This is a genomic window from Mycobacterium stomatepiae, assembly GCF_010731715.1.
Lineage (GTDB): Bacteria > Actinomycetota > Actinomycetes > Mycobacteriales > Mycobacteriaceae > Mycobacterium > Mycobacterium stomatepiae.
Map to the genome: position 1 here is coordinate 4867316 of NZ_AP022587.1, position 18010 is coordinate 4885325.

Genomic DNA, 18010 nt, shown 5'->3' on the forward strand with positions numbered 1-18010 from the left:
TCACACGTCGGTGGTGGTGTACCGCGTCTTGACCGGCGGCGCGGCCAGCAGGGGAGGAAGCTGCGTCACTTTGCCTTCGCCGGCGCGAAACGCGCGGTAGGCCTCGTCCGCCTCGACGGACTCCCACTCTTCGTAAATGATCCAGTGGGCTTCGTCGTCCGCGTCCTCCCAGACGTCGGTGCGGAGATTTCCCTCGAATGCCCGGGTGGTTTCCAGCGTCCGGCCCATCAATTCACGACCAGCGCCGACCTGGTCGGGTTTGAACTTCAGTTCCAGCAGCACGATGACCGCCACAGTCGTCTCCTCGCATCGTCATTGTGTGCCGCTCGCCGCGAGCACACCGTTGAACCTACGGTCGACCCATTTGACGAAATCGGGCGCCTCCGGAATTTGGTCGGCAGCGGCGAAAAGATCGGCGAGGCGTTGTTCGGCGGTGACCACCTTGTCGTCGAGGGGGACCGGCAACCGCAGCAGGTGACTCTGGGCGAGCTCGGCGATCTTGATGTCCAGGCCCACGGCCTTCGCGTACTTTTTCGCCCACTCCGACGGATTCTCGCGGGCCCACTGCGCCGCTCGCTGGAGGCGGACCAACAGGTCGGCCAGCGCGGCATTGCGCTTCGGATCGGTCAGCGCCCGGATGGAGGCGCTGCCGAACTGGTAGCCGTTTTCGGCCGTCCCGATATTGCGCACCTTCAGCGTGAGTGTGGCCTGTGACGTGTAGGGCTCCCAGATCACCCACGCATCGCCCTGCCCGTTGGCGAACGCCGACAGCGCATCGGCGGGCTGCAAGAAGACCAACTTCACGTCCTTGGGCTTTCGTCCCGTATCTGCCAGGTGTTCAAGCACATTGGCGTGCGCCGCGCTGCCCTTGGCCACCAGGATCGTCTTGCCCTTCAGGTCGGGAACCGAGGCGATCGAGGAATTGGCGCGCACCAGGATCTGCTCGCCGCTCTCGGCGCCGTCCCACACCGAGACCACGCGGGTCTTCGAGTTGGCCGCGGCGCCGAACACCGGTGGGGTGTTGCCGGTGAGGGCGAAATCGATTTTGCCCGCGGTCAGTGCCTCGATCTGCGGGGGGCCGGACGTGAACGTCGAGAACGCGATCTTGTACGGCAGATTGGCGAGTGCGCCGGCGGCGCGCAGCAAGGCTTCGGTGCCGCCCTTTTGGTCGCCGACTTGCAGGGTGACCCCGGAAAGCTCGGATACCGGAACCGGCGCCGGAACCGCGATCAATTGCGGTCCCAACGACCGCGACACGCAGCCGGGCGTGCCGACCACCAGAGCCAGCACCAGTGCGGCGCGAAACGTGATGCGACGCTTGGCCGTCAAAGCCGGACGCCAAGTTTGTCGAGAAGTTCGGCTCGGTAGTGGTCATGCTGCGCGGTGCGCTCCGACGGCGTGGGCCGCGGGGCTTGGATCTCGATGGAGTGTGCGACGCGGCCGTCTTCGAGGACCAACACCCGATCGGCCAGCTCGATCGCCTCATCGACGTCGTGCGTGACGAGCAGCACGCCGAATCCGTGCCGGCGCCACAGGTCGAGCAGCAGCGCGCGCATGGAAAGCCGGGTGAGTGCGTCCAGCGCGCCGAATGGTTCGTCGAGCAGTAGCAGCTGCGGTTCGGCGACCAGTGCCCGTGCCAGCGAAACCCGTTGTGCCTGACCGCCGGACAACGTCAGCGGCCACGCCGACGCGTGGTCGGCAAGCCCAATTTCGCCCAGCGCTCGCTGCGACCGATCCCGCGCTGCATCGGGGGCCAGGCCGGCCCGATTGAGGCCGTAGCGCACATTGGTCAACACGTCGCGCCACGGGAAGAGGCGCGGCTCCTGGAAGGCAACCGCCGGCGCGCCGGCGACCTCGCGATCACCGGTGTGGTCGGGGGAAAGCCCTGCCAGCGAACGTAATACGGTCGACTTACCGCAGCCGCTGCGCCCCACCAGTGCGACGATCTCGTGCGTGCGGATCTCGAGGGAGATGCCGTCGAGGACCTTGCGGTTCCCATACCACTTGTCGATGTTGTTGAGCCTGCCGACGACGGCGGTCTGTCGCTCGGATGTCACGGTCATGTGCGGTACCTCAGGGCTCGATGTTCAAGCGCTCGAACGATCGCATCGGTCCCGATACCGAGCAGCGCGTAGATGACGAGGCAGAAGATGATGATGTCGATGCGCAGGAAGTCGCGGGCGTTGTTGATCAGGAACCCAATGCCCTTGTCCGCGTTGATCTGTTCGGCGACGATCAGGGTCAGCCACGCGATCGCCAGCGACTGCCGCAGCCCGACCAGCACCTGTGGCGCCGCACTCGGCAAGATGATGGTGCGCAGTCGCTGCCAGAGCGAAAAGCCAAGCACATCAGCGGTTTCCAGCAGTTTCGGGTCGACCTGCTTGATCGCCGAAACGGTATTGAGGTACAGCGGGAAACTGACGCCGAGCGCGACCAGCAATACCTTCGGCAGCTCGCCGATGCCGAACCACAGGATGAACAATGGAATCAAACCCAGGTGCGGCAGTGCGCGCACCATCTGTAGTGGTGGGTCGACGGTGGCCTCGAACCACCGCGACAGCCCGACAATCACGCCTAGGGCCGCACCGATCACGCCACCGAGCAGCAGGCCGTCGGCCACGCGCAGCCCGGATACCTGCAGGGCCTCGACGAGCTTGCCGTTGCGGATCAGTTGTAGGCCGGCATCGAAGATCAGCTGCGGGGCCGGCAACACGTCCTGAGGGATCAGGCCGGTGGCGCTGAAAAGTTGCCACAAGCCCAACAGCCCCAGCGGTGACGAGAGTCGGATGACCGCCCAGCGGCGCTGTTTGCGCGGTCTGGTGACGGCGGCCGCCGGCGCGGCAGAGCCGACGGTCGTCTGGGCGGGAGTGCTGACCATTGTTGGTGAAACCTCTGGGGGGAGTGGGCAAGCGCCAATGGGTTACCGGCGGCATTGCCCGGTGTAAACGCTAGGTGGGCTTGGCCAGGCCATGAAGGGTTTGGCTCCCGGTGACGGGAATGGGAAGACGGCCCGCGTGGGGTGTAGGAGAATACCGTTTCCACTTTTCGGAAGGCTGTTATACGGTTCAGTGAGCACTGTTTCCCGACGACGGAGGATCCCTCGATGCAGAAGGCACTCGCTCCTGAGATCTCGACGTGGCCCGACGAGAACCCGCAGCTGATCGGCAGCCGGTGCGGTGATTGCAGTGCCACCACCTTCCCGGTACAGCAGCGGTGCCCGCGGTGCAGCGGCGGCGCGATGAGCGACGTGTTGTTGCCGCGGACCGGAACCGTGGTCGCGTGGACCACCCAGGGTTTCCCGCCCGGCGCCCCTTATGCCGGCCCGACCGGCAACGACTTCGTGCCGTTCGGCGTGGGTTTGGTCCAGCTGGGTGACGTGATCCGCGTCGAGGGCCGGCTGACCGAGAACGACCCGGCCAAACTCCAGTTCGGCCAGGAGGTCGAGCTCACCATGGTGCCGTTCACCACCGACGCGGACGGCAACGAGATCATCACGTTCGCTTTCCAGCCGGTCTAGTGGCGATCGCGAGCACGGCGATGCCGGGTGAAGCGGGTCGGCACCATCTATCCGATAGAGGAGCCTGAGATGACGAACGACGTTGCCATCATCGGCGTGGGCCTGCATCCCTTCGGCCGCTTCGATAAGACCGCGATGGAGATGGGCGCCGAGGCCATTGACGCGGCGTTGACCGATGCCGGTGTGCAGTGGAAAGACATCCAGTTCGGCTTCGGCGGCAGCCACGAAGTGTCCAACCCGGACGCGGTGACCCGCCTGGTCGGACTAACCGGCATCACCTTCACCAACGTCTTCAACGCCTGCGCCACCGCGGCCAGCGCGATTCAGCAAACGGCCGACACGATCCGGTTGGGCAAGTACGACATCGGCATCGCCATCGGCCTGGACAAACACCCCCGCGGGGCGTTCACCGACGACCCCGGCAAGCTGGCGCTGCCGCAGTGGTACGCCCAGAACGGGCAGTTCGTCACCACCAAGTTCTTCGGGATGAAGGCCAACAAGTACCTGCACGACCACAACATCTCGCAGGAGACGCTGGCGCGGGTGGCCAACAAGAATTTCCGCAATGGCGCATTGAACCCGAATGCCTTCCGGCGCGAGGAGATCTCCATCGACGAGATCCTCAACTCCACCGTGCTCAACTACCCGCTGACCCAGTACATGTTCTGCGCACCCGACGAGGGTGCCGCGGCCGTCATCATGTGTCGCGCCGACATCGCGCACAAGCACACCGACAAACCGGTGTATGTGCGCGCCTGCGAGATTCGCACCCGGACCTTCGGAGCGTATGAGGTGCATGCCACGTTCGCGCCGCCGGATGAAGACGTCTCGCCGACGGTGTACGCAGCCAAGGCGGCCTACGAAGCCGCGGGTATCGGGCCCGAGGACGTCGATATTGCCCAGCTGCAGGACACCGACGCCGGCAACGAGGTCATCCACATGGCCGAGACAGGTCTGTGCGCCGACGGTGAGCAGGAGAAACTGCTGGCCGACGGCGCCACCGAGATTCACGGCTCGATGCCGGTGAACACCGACGGCGGGCTGATCGCCAACGGCGAGCCGATCGGCGCCTCGGGGTTGCGGCAAATGCACGAACTGGTGCGTCAGCTGCGCGGCGAGGCGGGCGAGCGTCAGGTGCCCGGCAACCCGCGGGTCGGCCTGGCGCAGGTGTACGGCGCTCCCGGCACCGCATCGGCGACGATCCTGTCGCTCTAAAGCGCCGGTCCCAGAAGGTCATCCGCGTCGCGAACGATGTAGCCATAGCCCTGCACGGTCAGGAAGTCCTGTCGGTGTTCAGCGACTGAGATCGAATAGATCGGGTGTCAGCGGATCTCGAAATCTTTGATGTCGAGTTGGGTCGTTAGTTATCCAGTCCGGAGCCGATGTAGGCAACCGCGACGAGTTCGATGCGGCCATGCGGGAGCGCTACTACCTGGTACGTCGACCGCGGCGGAAACGGCGCCGCGAAGAGCTCGGCTTGTACCGCGTTGAGGGTTCGGAGGTCGCTCAAGTCTGTCAGCATGGCAGTGAGCATCACGATGTCCTTGAGGCTGGCACCAGCCTCGAGGCAAATCGCCTCAAGGTTGCGGAAGGCTTGTCGGATTGCCGCTTCGGGGCTCTCGTCGACGACACGTTGCTCGTGCTGATTGGTGGCGAGTGTGCCCCCGATGTAAACGATGTGGCCGATTCGCACCACCTGCGAGAAATTGCCGATGTTGATGCCCGCGTTGTCGGGCGCATCCGCGGCGTGGACGAAACGCTGTGTCGGAACGTTATTCATAGCATCATTGGTACCAATGCCGTTGTCCTCTGTCAATTGATGCTGTCTGTGAATTATGTTGCGACATAACATCTTTCGTACTCTCCTTACAAATTCATGTTTACGAGAACACTTCTCAGATCTAGCTGTCCCATCGGAACACGTTTTGTGCAACGGTTTATGCCGCTACGAAAGTGGCTAGAACTCGCAGCGGCGCCGATGGTTTCTGCGTTTCCGCTCACTGGACTACTCAGCAGCGGCCAAGGTTCGGACTAAGAGGCCGGGCTGCTGTCCTTGAAAGTCGCGATAACGGACGGCTACGCGCAGCTATATCAGTCCGTGAATAAAAGTGCTTATGGCAGAGGCTACTTCGTTCTTGTCATAGTCGATGGTCGCGAGATGCCCTCCTTTTTCGAGAAGGACGGTCGACGTGTCAGGCATCGTCGCGGAAAGATGGTCTGCTGCAGCAGTCGCGTCGAGAACGTCGTCGTTGCGGCTTGCCAGGATGAGAGTGGGGATCTTGATGGCGGATAGGGAGGGCTGAACTTCGTCGACAGCGTCGAGCGCTGAGAGGAAGGATGCAATGGGAACGGCTCCGTAGTCCGCGGCGGAGACTTGGGGGTCCTTGATATCTCCGCCGAAAGGCGTAAGCAGCGTCTCGCCCCTGGCAACCGCCTCTCGAAGCTGCCGTTTTAAATCTGGTGTGGGGCAAATAAGTGGGTTGATCAGTACGAGGCCGCGGATGTGTTCTTGCAACGGCGTGGCGAGTGTTAGAGCGAGAGTGGCGCCCATCGAGAGACCGATCACAACCAGCGAGTTTGATCTGTCAAGCGTCTCTGTTGCAGCACTTTGAGCTTTGGCGAGCCAGTCGTCCCACGTGGTGCCGTACATATCGGCAAGGACCGTGCCGTGGCCGGGCAGTGTTGGTGTCGAGCAAAGATAGCCGAGCTCCGATAGGTGTTCGGGCAGCTCACCGAATATCTTGGGGTTTCCGGTGAGTCCGTGTAGGAGGAGGATTGCCGGTTTTGAGGGGGTCATGGTTGTACTCCTTTTGAGGTTCCGACCGTCGGTTGTTGACGGTCTGCTGGCGATGTGACTCGTACTACGTGAGCCGGGGTGGGCGAAGGCATAGGCGATCGCCCTCGTTGCGACGGGCAGTACGCCGCTTTCGGGTAACTCCTACCGATGCTGGTTAGTCGGGGTGACCGATTATGAGACGCCACAGCGCTTTAAGGCCGGACGCGATAAGCATCAAACATGTCCGAATCTGGCAAGGCACTCCTGCAGAGAGAAGCCTTCGGCGATTGCTTGCCGCACAAGCACTTCGGCGCTGGTGAGCGCCTCAGCACGGACAAGTACGCGGTCGATCAGCTTTGCCGGGATGACTAAGGCGCCGTCGGCGTCAGCGTGAATGAAGTCACCAGGGTTCACAGTGACGTGATGGGTGGTCGCCCCGGGCAGGTAGACGGGTTGGTTGTAGTGGGTGACTTTCCATCGTCGGATGGACTGAATGGGCGATCGGTAGCGACCAAACACGGGAAAGCCATGTTTGCGTAGCCATTTGAGATCACGTACGCCTCCGTCGACGATTGCTCCGACAGCACCGCGTTCTGCCATTCCGAGGGCAATGAGTTCTCCGAAGTAGCAGATACCAACGCCTGCTCCCGACCATACGGTGATGTCACCCGGAGATATGTCGGCACATGCCGCCATTTTGGTGGGGTCGCCATCGCCGGTGTAGGGCAACATCGCACCGGAAATGGTGAATGCCCATCCGGCAAGAGAGTCTCCAGCCAGCGCGCCTAGCGCCGGGTCGAGACCTTGGTCGTGGTAACCGAGTTCGTCGAGGACATCACCCACGTTCGACGTATCGATTGCCAAGAACCGTGTTCGGATGGTTTCGCGTTGTTCAGCGGTGGTGGTGTTCATCGATGAGTAGGTCCTTCCATGCTTCGGGAATGGTCGGTCAGATACTGGGAATGAGTCCGTCGTCGACGCGGAGGATGGATCCTGTGATGTAAGAGGCGCGAGCGCTGGCCAAAAAGGCTACGGCAGCACCGTATTCGGCGGGATTCCCATAACGACCGAGGGGAATGGCAGCGGTACTTGCCGCAGCCACGTCTTCGACCGTGGTGCCGTCACGTTCCGCTTTGGCTTCGTCAAGTGCGGTGATTCGGCCGGTAGCGATACGACCCGGGACAACAATATTGCTGTTGACGCCGTCGCGACCAATCTCTGCGGCAAGAGTCTTTGACCACCCTGCCAGGGATGCGCGCAAGGAGTTCGATAGTGCGAGGTTGGGAATTGGGCAGGTGATTCCTGACGACGTGCTGGTGATGATGCGGCCCCACCGGCGGCGGCGCATCGCAGGTAGTACGGCGGCGGTGGCGGTAACGACCGGGATGACCAGAGCATTGAACCAGGTGTTCCAGTCGGCGCCGGCGATCTCAGTGGCCGCTATTGGCGGAGGACCGCCGGTGTTGTTGACCAGAATGTCTACATCGCCGTACCGATGCGGCAGGTCAGCGAGCATCTCGGACAAGCTTGTAGCATCAGTGAAGTCAACAACTAGGGGAGTGAAGTCGAGCTTCTCATCGCTTATCGACGCCGAAACTGCGGTAAGAGATTCAGCGTTGCGATCGGCGCCGAGCACGCGGACACCTTCACGCGCTAGCGCCAATGCGATGGCTCCGCCGAGTCCGCCCCCGGCGCCGGTGACAAGGGCGACCTTATCGATTATTCCGAAATCCATAATATGCCTTCAATAATCGGAGAATTAGGTTGCCAGGCGCAGCGTGGCCGCTGTTTTGGCGAGGTGGGCTACCACGCTTTGAGCGGTGATTCGGCCTGTTTTGGGGTTCTCGGTGGGGATGTTTGCAATGCGGATGTGTAGATCAGCGGAATCCGAGCGCATGTCCACGATATGGGTATTGCGGTCAACTGTGGGGTCGGCCCACACCCGCAAGGTGGTCTTGTCCGGTCCGATCCCGGCGAGGGAAAGTGCCACGGCGACATTGAGATTGGCCGGGAATCCGGTGGCCGCTTGGCGAGCGTTTCCCTCGAAAAGCAGCATCGGTTCACGCAATGAGCGCAGCTCGTCGTCGCGACCGCGCAGGTAGGGGGCGCCGATCAAGCTTGCGATCGGTTTGCGCGTGGTCATCGTGACTTCGAAGATGGTGCCGTGAGCTGCCGCCTGGACTGCGTCCAATCCCGCGATCGCTCCGGAGGGCACGCTGATAACGGCTCCGGTTTGGTGAGCGCGCTCAACCAGGCTCCAATGTTCCAGCAGTGCACTCGAACTCAGGACGACAAGACGCTTTCCTGCCTCGATAGTTGGTGTGGCGATCGTGGTGAACAGGGATGCCGGCGCGCATTCGATCACGAGGTCAGAGCAGGGTTCGATCTGGTCGGCATCCACCACGGGGACTGGTGAGGTAAGCGTTCGGGAGAAGTCTTCAGCGAGCTTGGTGCGCCGGGCGCTGATCGCGGATAGACGGTAGCCGGCGATGCCTTTGTCGATAGCTCGGGCCACAACGCTTCCGACAGGTCCGAGCCCGACGATTCCGACGCGGAGGGGATTCGGGGTGGTGACGGAGGCAGTCATTGGTTGCTTTCGAGTGCAGGGGCAGGGATGGGAAGGATTGACGTCGAACACTTTTGGAAGGCAGCTGCCACGGTGAGGACTGTTTGGTCGGCAAATGGTCTTCCGGCAAGTTGCAGGCCTACGGGCAAGCCATCGGCGTCGGTGCCCGCTGGGACGGTGATGGCCGGAAGGCCGAGGAAACTAAACGGGCGTGTCGTGCGCAGCAGGCGTGACGTCGTCTGCGCGGCATCTTCGGTCGCGGCGACGATGGTAGGGGCGGTGTCCGACGTCGTATTGGTTGCGAGGACATCACGCTCGTCAAAGACCGTGTTGAGGAACCGTGCAAGCGAAACGCCCTGGGCGCACAACGCCCGTACGTGATCCGCGCTGCTGGTGACGAACGCGTGATGCAGTCGCGATCGTATTGCCGCGGGATAGTCGTTGGCGGCATTACCGAAATGGTCTCCGTGAACCGCTGCTGCTTCACACCAGGTCAGTAGTGATCCGGCTCGGTCATAGTCTCGAAGCGGTCTCAGATCCACTTCGACGAGTTGTGCACCCATGGATTCCAAGAGCTCCCAGGACGCTTCGATGTTGGTGGCTATGTCTGGGCTTGACTTCTCACGCAGGTAGGCAGAATCGATGCCGATTCTTGTGTTGTGCAAGTTGGCATCTACTTGTGCCAGCGGCTGGATTGGTCGGCACTTGATGGATGCCGGGTCTGCCGGATCGTGCTCGGCCATCACCGCTAGCGCGAGGGCTACATCCTGCACCGTCCGAGCGATGATGCCGATGGTGTCTTGGGACTGAGACAACGAGATTGCACCCCGCCGCGATATGCGCCCAAATGTGGGTTTGAAACCGACCACGCCACACAGAGCAGCGGGAATTCTGACTGAGCCCCCCGGTGTCGCTGCCGATCGCGATGGGTACCGCACCGCTTGCGACGACTGCGGCCGACCCGCTCGATGATCCACCGGCAATGCGAAGTGGGTCGAAAGGATTGCGCACGTGGCCGTGGTGGGTGTTGAGTCCCGTTGCCAAGTAACCGTAGGGGTCGAGGTTGAGCCGGCCCAGCGTGATTGCGCCTGGACTATCGAGCTGGTCGAGGCATGGTGTGTCATCGTCTGCGGTTCGTAGCGATGAACGGCTCACTCCTAGCCCGGCTGGTTGTCCGTTACGCGTGAACATGTCCTTATACGCATAGGGGACACCGGCTAGCGGTAATGATTGCGGGATAGGCGTTTTCATAACCTGATCTATCCGCGCTGCCACATGACGCGCTCCTCGCTCGTCGAGACTAACGAAACAGTTCGTCGACGCCTGTGCTAGCTGGCTGGCTTCTATCGCGGACTCGACCACCTCGGTGGCGCTTAGGGTTTGGGAGCGCACGCCGGCGCAGATCTCGACGGCAGTCAATGGTTGTCGGCTCACGCGCTCGCCTCACGTCTGAGGAGTTCCCGGAATTGCCCGATCTCCAGCAGGGCTGTTTCGTCTTTGATCATCGAATTCACGGTTGAGCGAACGGATCGGATTGTCGAGCTGATTCGGGCAGCTTCAGAGTCATCGACGATCACGCCATGCTCTTGCAGTATCGGGCGGATGCTGGCGGATCCTGATGCGTCGTAGTCAGTCATGAACGCGCCGCATCCGGAGGCGGACAGAGGTGGGTGCGGTAGTAATCGGCGATTCCGCCGGGTGTGGTGAACCACACGGATTCTCGTTGGCGTTGTATATGTTCCAAGGCCCGTCGGAAGTGGTGCAACCGGAACGGCTGGCCGACGATGAAAGTATGTATCGAGATACCAAGTACGAGGGGCTGTTCCAACGATTGTTGCCGCATCTCGTCGAATGATGCGACGACCATATCGGCAAATTTGTCCGCGCTGCCATGATGCAGGACGACCATCGGTACGTCGTTGACTTCATGGGGGTAGGGAACGCTGAGAAGTGGGCCGGTACGGGTGTTGAGCCAAACTGGTTGGTCGTCCATCGGCCAATCCAACGTGTATCGAAACCCACGCTCTGCCAAGAGGTCCTCGGTGATTGCGCTCGGATTGGCGCCGGGACTCATCCACCCTTGGGGTGGGTGCCCCTCGTAATGTGTGATCTTTGCAAAGGTTTCATCGATGATGGCTCTTTCGGCATCTTCATCCAGCCCGTTTGGATGGATTGAGTTCGTTCGGCCATGCGCAACAAATTCCGCCCCTTGTCCGCGGAACCGGTCCATTAGTGCTGGGGCATGCTCGTAGGCGGCGGTGTTCAGGAGCACGGTCGGTGCGATCCCGTACTGATCGAGAAGATCTGCGATTCGGAAGCCGCCTACTCTGTTCCCGTAGTCCCGCCATGCCCAGTTGTAGGTATTGGGGTGATCGAGCCCGGGCGAGTAAGACAAACCCAACCCATCCTCGTTGTACGAGAAGTGTTCCGCATTAACGGCCACATATAGGGCCAGGCGTTTGCCGTCCGGCCAGCAGAAGTCCGGCCGATCAACTATTGCCGAGTACTTGAAGCGGCCGTGGGTGGGCAGCGCAGGCATCATCGTTCTCCGTATGCTTGGGCGATTTGAGCGCGTTCTTGGATCGCGCGTAAATGTGCGGCCATTGCCGTCTTGGCCCCTTCGGCGTCCGCCGCGGCGATCGCGTCAACGATCGCCCCGTGCTCAGCGATAGGCGCGCCCAGCCCGCCCAGCCGTCTGGCTGTCTTGACTGTCTGCTCGAACTGAAGCTCGCGAAGCTGACTGATCAATCGCACGTGCAGTGAATTCCCGGTCATCTCGGCGATCGCCGTGTGAAAGCGGAGGTCGTTGCGCACCCACGTCACGACGTCGGCGTCCTCGCTGTTGGTTGCCGCTAATTCGAGCAGCTGATCCAGCTGCTTAGTGCTCCTGCGCTGTGCTGCCAGACCGGCGCCAGGGACCTCCAGCATCGATCGCACCTCAAAGAACTCGGTAGAGGTTGTTCTACCAAGTAGGGACAACCCTGCGTCGGTACCGGTCGCACTGGTAACGAATGTCCCTGCTCCCGAACGGCTCTCGATCATTCCTGCCGCACGCAGCCCGCCGAGGGCTTCGCGGAGCACCGGGCGAGACACGCCGAACGACCGAGCCAAGGCGATCTCCCCCGGCAGCCGATTTCCCACCGCGAAGTGCCCCGACCGAATCAGCGTGACCAGCTCGTCTCGTACCGCGGTCGCCGACGTCGTCCGCCGGATGGGCGCCGGCATGGTGGGCGATTGGTCCTGGATCTGTCAAACTGTAATACAGCGTTACCGGAATCGCAAAACTAACCGCTGCCGAAGTATCGTTTCGCTCCCTAAATCGCGGGGCCCAGAAGGTCGTCCGCGTCCCGGATGATGTAGCCGTAGCCCTGCTCGGCCAGGAAGCGTTGTCGATGGGCGGCATATTCGGCATCCAGGCTGTCGCGGGCCACCACGGAGTAGAAGATGGCGCCACCGCCGTCGGCCTTGGGTCGCAGCAGCCGGCCCAGCCGTTGCGCCTCCTCCTGACGCGAGCCGAAGGTACCCGAAACCTGAACCGCCACTGAGGCTTCCGGCAAGTCGATGGAGAAGTTGGCGACCTTGGACACCACCAGCGTCCTTATCTCGCCGGTGCGGAAGGCGTCGAACAACGCCTCGCGTTCCTTGGTCTTGGTGGAGCCCTGGATCACCGGGGCATTCAGCTCGGTGCCGAGCTCGTCGAGCTGGTCGAGATAGGCGCCGATCACCAGGGTCTGCTCGTCCGGATGCTTGGCCAGAATCGACTTGACCACAGCGATTTTCGTGTGCACCGTCGAGCACAGCTTGTAACGCTCTTCGGGTTCGGAGGTGGCGTAGATCATTCGCTCGTTGTCGGTCATCGTGACCCGGACTTCGACACACTCCGCCGGGGCGATCCAGCCCTGCGCCTCGATGTCCTTCCATGGCGCGTCGTATCGCTTCGGGCCGATCAGCGAGAACACGTCTCCCTCGCGGCCGTCTTCGCGGATCAGCGTGGCGGTCAGGCCGAGCCGCCGCTTGGACTGCAAGTCGGCCGTCATCCGGAACACCGGCGCCGGCAGCAGGTGCACCTCGTCGTAGACGATCAGCCCCCAGTCGCGGCTGTCGAAGAGTTCCAGATGCGTGTATTCGCCCTTACTGCGGCGGGTGATCATCTGGTACGTCGAGATGGTGACGGGCCGAATCTCCTTGCGTTCGCCCGAGTATTCGCCGATTTCGTCTTCGGTCAGCGAGGTGCGCGCGATGAGTTCGCGTTTCCATTGCCGGGCGGCGACGATGTTGGTGACCAAGATCAGCGTCGTCGCACTGGCTTTCGCCATCGCGGCCGCGCCTACCAACGTCTTGCCGGCACCACACGGAAGCACCACCACCCCGGAGCCACCGGCCCAGAACGAGTCGGTGGCCAGCCGCTGGTAATCGCGTAGCTCCCAGCCGTCGGGCTCCAGGCTGATCGGATGCGCCTCGCCGTCGACGTAACCGGCGAGATCCTCTGCGGGCCAACCGATCTTGAGCAGCATCTGCTTGACCCGGCCGCGCTCGCTGCCGTGCACGATGACGGTGTCGTCGTCGATCCGGGCGCCGAGCATCGGTGCGATCTTCTTGTTGCGCAGCACCTCCTCGAGCACCGCACGATCCAGGCTCACCAGGGTCAGGCCGTGCGCCGGGTTTTTGACCAGCTGCAGCCGGCCATACCGGGCGATCGTGTCGACGATGTCGACCAGCAATGGCTGCGGCACCGCGTAGCGCGAGAAACTGACCAGCGCGTCGACGACCTGCTCGGCGTCATGGCCCGCGGCGCGCGCGTTCCACAGCGCCAGGGGAGTGATGCGGTAGGTGTGCACGTGTTCGGGTGCGCGCTCGAGCTCCGCGAATGGCGCAATGGCGGCGCGTGCCGCGTCGGCCAGTTCGTGGTCCACTTCCAGCAGCACCGTCTTATCGGACTGCACGATCAACGGTCCGTCGGTCATGCGTCCATTATCCGTTCTCCGCCGACACCACCGACGTGATGCGGTGGATCGCGAAGTCGCGCAGCCGTCCCGACGCCGAATCGAAGGCCACCAGCTGTCCGCCACGTACGGCGATCGGCGACACCATCCGCTGGCTCGCGACGCCCGCCGCGTCGAGGTAACCGATCACCAGCGTGTCCTGATTCCTGGCCGCGTCGGCCAGCAGCGATATCGCGATCGCCGGGTCGACACGGCTACTGCCGAACGGCGCCGTGGTCACCTTGCGCAGCACCGACACCACCGCGTTGAGCGTCTCGGTGTTGGGCCGCGGGGCCCCGCGGTAGGGCCGACGTTGCTTCGGCGTGGGCACCCGCGCCCGCCGCGGGCGGACGTCGACGATGGCGCCGGTGGAATCCTCGGCGGCCGGAGCGAAACCCGCTGCCCGCAGCGCGGCGAGCACTTCGGCGATCGGCGCGGGGGACACGGCCACCGTCGGCGCCAGCGCCCGCAGCTGCAGGTCCTCACCGGCCGCCACCGCCTGGGCCAGCAGCGCCGGGTCCTCGCAACGCACGAACGACGCGGCCATGCCGATGCGAAGTTGGCCGTGTCGGCGCGCCACGTCGTCGATCAGGTAGGTGAGTCCTTGTGGCACAGGCGTTTTCGAGTGGTTGGCGAAAAAGGCGTGCATCCAGTCGCGAGTCTTGCCGATGTCGAGCGCGTGGCGGATCGACTGCTCGCTGATCCGGTACACCATCGCCGCCCCGGCGGACTCGACGTTGGCCACCGTCGCCAATTCGTCGGCGAGATCGCGTTGCAGGGGCCCGGGCACGACGACGGTCAGGTCGGCCTGCATCAGGAAGTGGTCGACCGGTTTGGGCAGTGCTCGCGCCATCACGTCGACCGCGGCGGAGAAGTCGATGGTTTCGGCCAGCAGTTCGCGCCCGGGCGTGCTGATCGCCCCGCGGCCCACCAAGCCCAGCGCGTGACTTTCGGCCAGCAGGTCGCCCATCGGCCCCGGCTGCAGGCGCCGGGTCCACCGTGGGCGGCGCCAGATCAGTGCCGCCGACGCCGTCGTCGCGTCGACGCCGGCGCCCGGCGGCAGGTCGGCAAGCATGTCCAGCAGCAACCGCCGGTCCAGCGGGGCCGCCGTCGAGTACAACGAATCCGATAGGGCCGCATACGGTTTGCCATCGGGGCCGCGGCCACCGATCAGCGCCGGGCGGCTCGAAAGATCAAGCCAGGCGGTGGCCAGCAGGTGCCAGCGCTCGGCGGCGGACATCGCGCCGAAGCGGTCGGCGGCCACCGTCGGCGCCCAATATAGGCCGTCGGCATGCTCCGGTTCCGGATCGGGCGTGCCGTTGGCGATCAGCCCGGCCGCCGCCGCTACCTCGAGTACCAGGCCCAGTCGCGGCTCGTCGATGCCGGTCGCTTTGGCGAGCCGCTTGACTTCGCGCACCCCCAGACCGCCGCTACGCAATTCGGAAACTGTTGTGGTACCGAGGTTTTCGAGCAGCACGTCGAATTCGCGCAACAGGTCGATGACGGCTCCGGCCGCCGCGGCGTCGACGTCGCCGGGTGTGGTCGTCGACACCACCGGGTCGGGTGCTGTGAGCTGCATCGGGCCGGGCTGCTCGCCGCGCAGCACCTGTGCGACGTGGCGGGGCAAGATCACTGTCTCTGCGTCGACCCGTCGCAGCAGCCCGATCGCGAGCAGCTGCGGCACCGGCCGCTCCGCGGGCGCGCCGGGCGCAGCGTCGCGGGTGCGCCCCATCGGGGATCCTTCGAGCAGCTTGTCGAGCACTTCCCGCTGCGCCTGGTTCAGCCCGTCGATCAGCTCCGAAATCTGTGCCCCGGTGCGCGACGCGTCCTCGAGCGTCACCTGTCCCGGGTGCCACGGCAACGCCATGCCGGTGTCGGCAGCCAGCCGCGTCGCGGCATCTCCCCACACCAGGGCACGTCGGCGCAGGTCGTCCAGCGCGTCGATCACGTCGGCCTCGGGAGCGCGGTCGCCGATGAGCGCCAGCAGCTTCGCCGTCGGCACCGGCGCGGTGTCCGCGTGCAATACCAGCAGCGCGTCGAGCACCGCCAGCCGCAGGAAGTCGAGCTCGTCGGTGGCAGCCTTGACCGACTGACGGGCCTCAGCGCGCGCGGCCAGGGCCGCGATGCTGCCGGGTGGCGGCTGGGCAAGGTCCGGCCGCAGTTCCAGCAGTTGGATCAGCCGCTCGTCGGGCAAGTCGGCCAGCCAGGACCCCAGCGGGATATCCGGGGTGTTGTCGGTCATTGCTGACCAGCGTAAAGCAGCTGGCGGATCCGCCGGCGGCGGCGAGTGGGCCCCGGCCTCGGCCACGGGTTGTGGGGAAGAACTCGTCCGTGGCGACTAGCGTCACGCGCGCGTGCGCGACCTGTCAGAATGGACGACGTGGCTGACATTGCTGAGGGCAAGGCGGGCAAAACCAGGTACGTCGACAACGGCTGGCCGACGACGGACCCCGACGACCATGCGGTAAGCGAGCTGGTGACCGATCGCACCGGGGCGCTCTCGCCGTTCGGTGACCTGGTGTTCCCGGTGGAATCCGACCACCTGCCCTACCTCCACCCGGTCACGGTCATCAACCGGTAGGTATTGCCGGGATGACTGGGGCATCCCGCCCGGACGCGCTTTCGCACCTCGACGAGCGGGGCGCGGCACACATGGTCGATGTCACCGAAAAGGGAGCCACCAAGCGCACCGCCGTCGCCGCGGGCACCTTGAGAACCTCCGCTGACGTCGTCGCGCTGATCTCCAGCGGTGGGTTGCCCAAGGGTGATGCATTGGCCACGGCCCGGGTGGCGGGCATTCTGGCGGCCAAGCGCACCAGTGACCTGATCCCGCTGTGCCATCAGCTCGCGCTCACCGGAGTGGACGTCGATTTCACCGTGGGCGAGTCGGATATCGAGGTCATCGCGACGGTGCGCAGCACCGACCGTACGGGGGTGGAGATGGAGGCGCTGACCGCGGTCAGCGTGGCCGCGCTTACGCTTTACGACATGATCAAGGCGGTTGACCCGGCGGCCCGTATCGATGACATCCGCGTGCTCCGCAAGGAGGGCGGCAAGACCGGAAGCTGGGTGCGCTGATGGGCGCCCGCTCCGCACGCATCATTGTCGCCTCGACGCGGGCTTCGGACGGCGTCTATACCGACGAATGCGGTCCAATCATCGCGGAGTGGCTTGAACAGCATGGGTTTTCGACTGCGGCCCCGGCAGTGGTCGCCGACGGGAGTCCGGTCGGCGAGGCACTGCGCGGTGCGCTCGACGACGATGTCGACGTCATCCTCACCACGGGCGGCACCGGTATCTCGCCCACCGACAGCACGCCCGATCAGACCGTCGCGGTGGTCGACTACATGATTCCCGGCCTGGCCGACGCCATTCGCCACTCGGGGTTGCCCAAGGTGCCAACCTCGGTGCTCTCGCGCGGCGTGTGCGGAGTCGCCGGCCGGACCCTGATCGTCAACCTGCCGGGTTCACCCGGTGGCGTCCGTGACGGGCTGGGAGTGCTTGCCGACGTGCTCGACCATGCCCTCGACCAGATCGCGGGCAAAGACCACCAGCGATGACGGTCGTCCTGCGTGCGGCGATCACCGAGCAGCCGATCTCGCTGGCCGAGCATGAAGAACTGGTAGACCACCAGGCGGCCGGGGCCGTCGTCGGGTTCGTCGGGGTGATTCGCAATCACGACGGCGGCCGCCCGGTGACGCGGCTGGAATACTCCGCGCATCCGTCGGCCGCGCAGGTGATGGCGGAGGTGGTCGCCGAGGTCTCCGAGGCCGCCACCGGTGTGCGCGCGGTCGCGGCCAGCCACCGGATCGGGGCGCTGCACATCGGCGAGGCGGCACTGGTGGCCGCGGTTGCCGCGGATCACCGACAGGAGGCGTTCGCCACCTGCGCCAAGCTGGTCGACACCATCAAGGCGCGGCTACCGGTCTGGAAGCACCAATTTTTCGACGACGGAACCGACGAATGGGTGGGTTCGGCCTAGCGCGTACGACTAGGCGCCAGCCCGCCCGTCAGTTGACGGGGGCAGGCTGTGCCAGCGAGTCCAGTGCGTCGTTTCCATTGACGTCTTCGCCGCGGATCGCTTCCCATAGTTTCTGGATGTAGCCGACCTTGGTGGCCTGCTGCACGGCGTCCGAAGGCGGCGGAGCGTCGGCGGGCGGCGGAGCGTC

The 18010-nt window shown here is 64.1% G+C and carries 21 protein-coding genes and 1 pseudogene; 6 read left to right on the top strand and 16 right to left on the bottom strand.

What is annotated here, in order from left to right; genetic code table 11:
* The 4 genes from G6N54_RS23210 to G6N54_RS23225 are packed head-to-tail and all read right to left on the bottom strand — an operon-like array spanning nucleotide 1 to nucleotide 2878.
* Nucleotides 1-294, bottom strand: a complete 294-nt coding sequence (locus tag G6N54_RS23210) for a putative quinol monooxygenase (RefSeq protein ID WP_163792378.1) — start codon at nucleotides 292-294, stop codon at nucleotides 1-3.
* An 18-nt stretch (nucleotides 295-312) separates the two neighbouring features.
* Nucleotides 313-1329 (bottom strand): ABC transporter substrate-binding protein, encoded by a 1017-nt coding sequence (locus G6N54_RS23215; protein ID WP_163792381.1) that lies wholly within the window; start codon nucleotides 1327-1329, stop codon nucleotides 313-315.
* The gene (locus G6N54_RS23220) at nucleotides 1326-2063 is read right to left on the bottom strand and encodes an ABC transporter ATP-binding protein (RefSeq protein ID WP_163792383.1); all 738 of its coding nucleotides are present in this window, start codon (nucleotides 2061-2063) and stop codon (nucleotides 1326-1328) included. The genes G6N54_RS23215 and G6N54_RS23220 overlap by 4 nt, the downstream gene beginning before the upstream one ends.
* On the bottom strand, nucleotides 2060-2878 hold the full coding sequence (locus G6N54_RS23225) for an ABC transporter permease (RefSeq protein ID WP_163792387.1): 819 nt from the start codon (nucleotides 2876-2878) through the stop codon (nucleotides 2060-2062). Before G6N54_RS23225 ends, G6N54_RS23220 begins: the two co-directional genes overlap by 4 nt.
* A 225-nt stretch (nucleotides 2879-3103) precedes the next feature.
* Between G6N54_RS23225 and G6N54_RS23230 the strand changes: the two genes are divergently transcribed.
* Together G6N54_RS23230 and G6N54_RS23235 are read left to right on the top strand one after the other, a co-directional pair.
* Nucleotides 3104-3517, top strand: a complete 414-nt coding sequence (locus G6N54_RS23230; protein WP_163792390.1) for a Zn-ribbon domain-containing OB-fold protein — start codon at nucleotides 3104-3106, stop codon at nucleotides 3515-3517.
* Between the two features lie 69 nt (nucleotides 3518-3586).
* Complete coding sequence (locus tag G6N54_RS23235) at nucleotides 3587-4732, top strand: thiolase family protein (protein WP_163792392.1); 1146 nt, start codon at nucleotides 3587-3589, stop codon at nucleotides 4730-4732.
* A gap of 145 nt (nucleotides 4733-4877) precedes the next feature.
* On the opposite strand, the gene G6N54_RS23240 is transcribed toward G6N54_RS23235, so the two are convergent.
* From G6N54_RS23240 to G6N54_RS23290, 12 genes and pseudogenes are all read right to left on the bottom strand, one after another.
* Nucleotides 4878-5333: a RidA family protein gene (locus tag G6N54_RS23240; protein WP_163792395.1), complete on the bottom strand. Its 456-nt coding sequence runs from the start codon at nucleotides 5331-5333 to the stop codon at nucleotides 4878-4880.
* 270 nt (nucleotides 5334-5603) lie between these two features.
* On the bottom strand, nucleotides 5604-6314 hold the full coding sequence (locus G6N54_RS23245; RefSeq protein ID WP_163792398.1) for an alpha/beta hydrolase: 711 nt from the start codon (nucleotides 6312-6314) through the stop codon (nucleotides 5604-5606).
* Between the two features lie 213 nt (nucleotides 6315-6527).
* The gene (locus G6N54_RS23250; protein ID WP_163792400.1) at nucleotides 6528-7205 is read right to left on the bottom strand and encodes an RraA family protein; all 678 of its coding nucleotides are present in this window, start codon (nucleotides 7203-7205) and stop codon (nucleotides 6528-6530) included.
* A 37-nt stretch (nucleotides 7206-7242) separates the two neighbouring features.
* Nucleotides 7243-8028 (bottom strand): SDR family oxidoreductase, encoded by a 786-nt coding sequence (locus G6N54_RS23255; RefSeq protein WP_163792402.1) that lies wholly within the window; start codon nucleotides 8026-8028, stop codon nucleotides 7243-7245.
* Between the two features lie 24 nt (nucleotides 8029-8052).
* Nucleotides 8053-8931 carry an aspartate dehydrogenase gene (locus tag G6N54_RS23260; RefSeq protein ID WP_197939552.1) on the bottom strand — a complete coding sequence of 293 codons (879 nt, stop codon included), beginning with the start codon at nucleotides 8929-8931 and terminating at the stop codon, nucleotides 8053-8055.
* On the bottom strand, nucleotides 8877-9836 hold the full coding sequence (locus G6N54_RS23265; protein ID WP_408632589.1) for an amidase: 960 nt from the start codon (nucleotides 9834-9836) through the stop codon (nucleotides 8877-8879). Before G6N54_RS23265 ends, G6N54_RS23260 begins: the two co-directional genes overlap by 55 nt.
* Nucleotides 9772-10293: pseudogene (locus tag G6N54_RS31735) on the bottom strand (amidase family protein); the annotation flags it as partial. The pseudogene G6N54_RS31735 and the gene G6N54_RS23265, both read right to left, overlap by 65 nt.
* Nucleotides 10290-10496 (bottom strand): hypothetical protein, encoded by a 207-nt coding sequence (locus G6N54_RS23270; RefSeq protein WP_163792405.1) that lies wholly within the window; start codon nucleotides 10494-10496, stop codon nucleotides 10290-10292. The gene G6N54_RS23270 and the pseudogene G6N54_RS31735, both read right to left, overlap by 4 nt.
* A complete protein-coding gene (locus G6N54_RS23275) occupies nucleotides 10493-11398 on the bottom strand; it encodes a polysaccharide deacetylase family protein (protein ID WP_197939553.1) in 906 nt (301 codons plus the stop codon). Before G6N54_RS23275 ends, G6N54_RS23270 begins: the two co-directional genes overlap by 4 nt.
* On the bottom strand, nucleotides 11398-12084 hold the full coding sequence (locus G6N54_RS30760) for a FadR/GntR family transcriptional regulator (protein ID WP_163792409.1): 687 nt from the start codon (nucleotides 12082-12084) through the stop codon (nucleotides 11398-11400). The genes G6N54_RS23275 and G6N54_RS30760 overlap by 1 nt, the downstream gene beginning before the upstream one ends.
* 89 nt (nucleotides 12085-12173) lie before the next feature.
* The gene (locus G6N54_RS23285; RefSeq protein WP_163792411.1) at nucleotides 12174-13823 is read right to left on the bottom strand and encodes a DNA repair helicase XPB; all 1650 of its coding nucleotides are present in this window, start codon (nucleotides 13821-13823) and stop codon (nucleotides 12174-12176) included.
* Between the two features lie 7 nt (nucleotides 13824-13830).
* Nucleotides 13831-16083, bottom strand: coding sequence for a helicase-associated domain-containing protein (locus G6N54_RS23290; RefSeq protein WP_163792413.1), 2253 nt, complete (start codon nucleotides 16081-16083; stop codon nucleotides 13831-13833).
* A 138-nt stretch (nucleotides 16084-16221) separates the two neighbouring features.
* Between G6N54_RS23290 and G6N54_RS23295 the strand changes: the two genes are divergently transcribed.
* Genes G6N54_RS23295 through G6N54_RS23310 form a run of 4 tightly spaced genes read left to right on the top strand, consistent with a single transcriptional unit; the run spans nucleotide 16222 to nucleotide 17823 of the window.
* Nucleotides 16222-16422, top strand: coding sequence for a hypothetical protein (locus tag G6N54_RS23295; RefSeq protein ID WP_163792415.1), 201 nt, complete (start codon nucleotides 16222-16224; stop codon nucleotides 16420-16422).
* A 2-nt stretch (nucleotides 16423-16424) separates the two neighbouring features.
* On the top strand, nucleotides 16425-16919 hold the full coding sequence (moaC, locus tag G6N54_RS23300) for a cyclic pyranopterin monophosphate synthase MoaC (RefSeq protein WP_163794918.1): 495 nt from the start codon (nucleotides 16425-16427) through the stop codon (nucleotides 16917-16919).
* Entirely contained in the window at nucleotides 16919-17401 is a 483-nt protein-coding gene (locus G6N54_RS23305) for a MogA/MoaB family molybdenum cofactor biosynthesis protein (RefSeq protein ID WP_163792417.1), read from the top strand. The genes moaC and G6N54_RS23305 overlap by 1 nt, the downstream gene beginning before the upstream one ends.
* Nucleotides 17398-17823, top strand: coding sequence for a molybdenum cofactor biosynthesis protein MoaE (locus G6N54_RS23310; RefSeq protein WP_163792419.1), 426 nt, complete (start codon nucleotides 17398-17400; stop codon nucleotides 17821-17823). Before G6N54_RS23305 ends, G6N54_RS23310 begins: the two co-directional genes overlap by 4 nt.
* Nucleotides 17824-18010 lie beyond the last annotated feature (187 nt).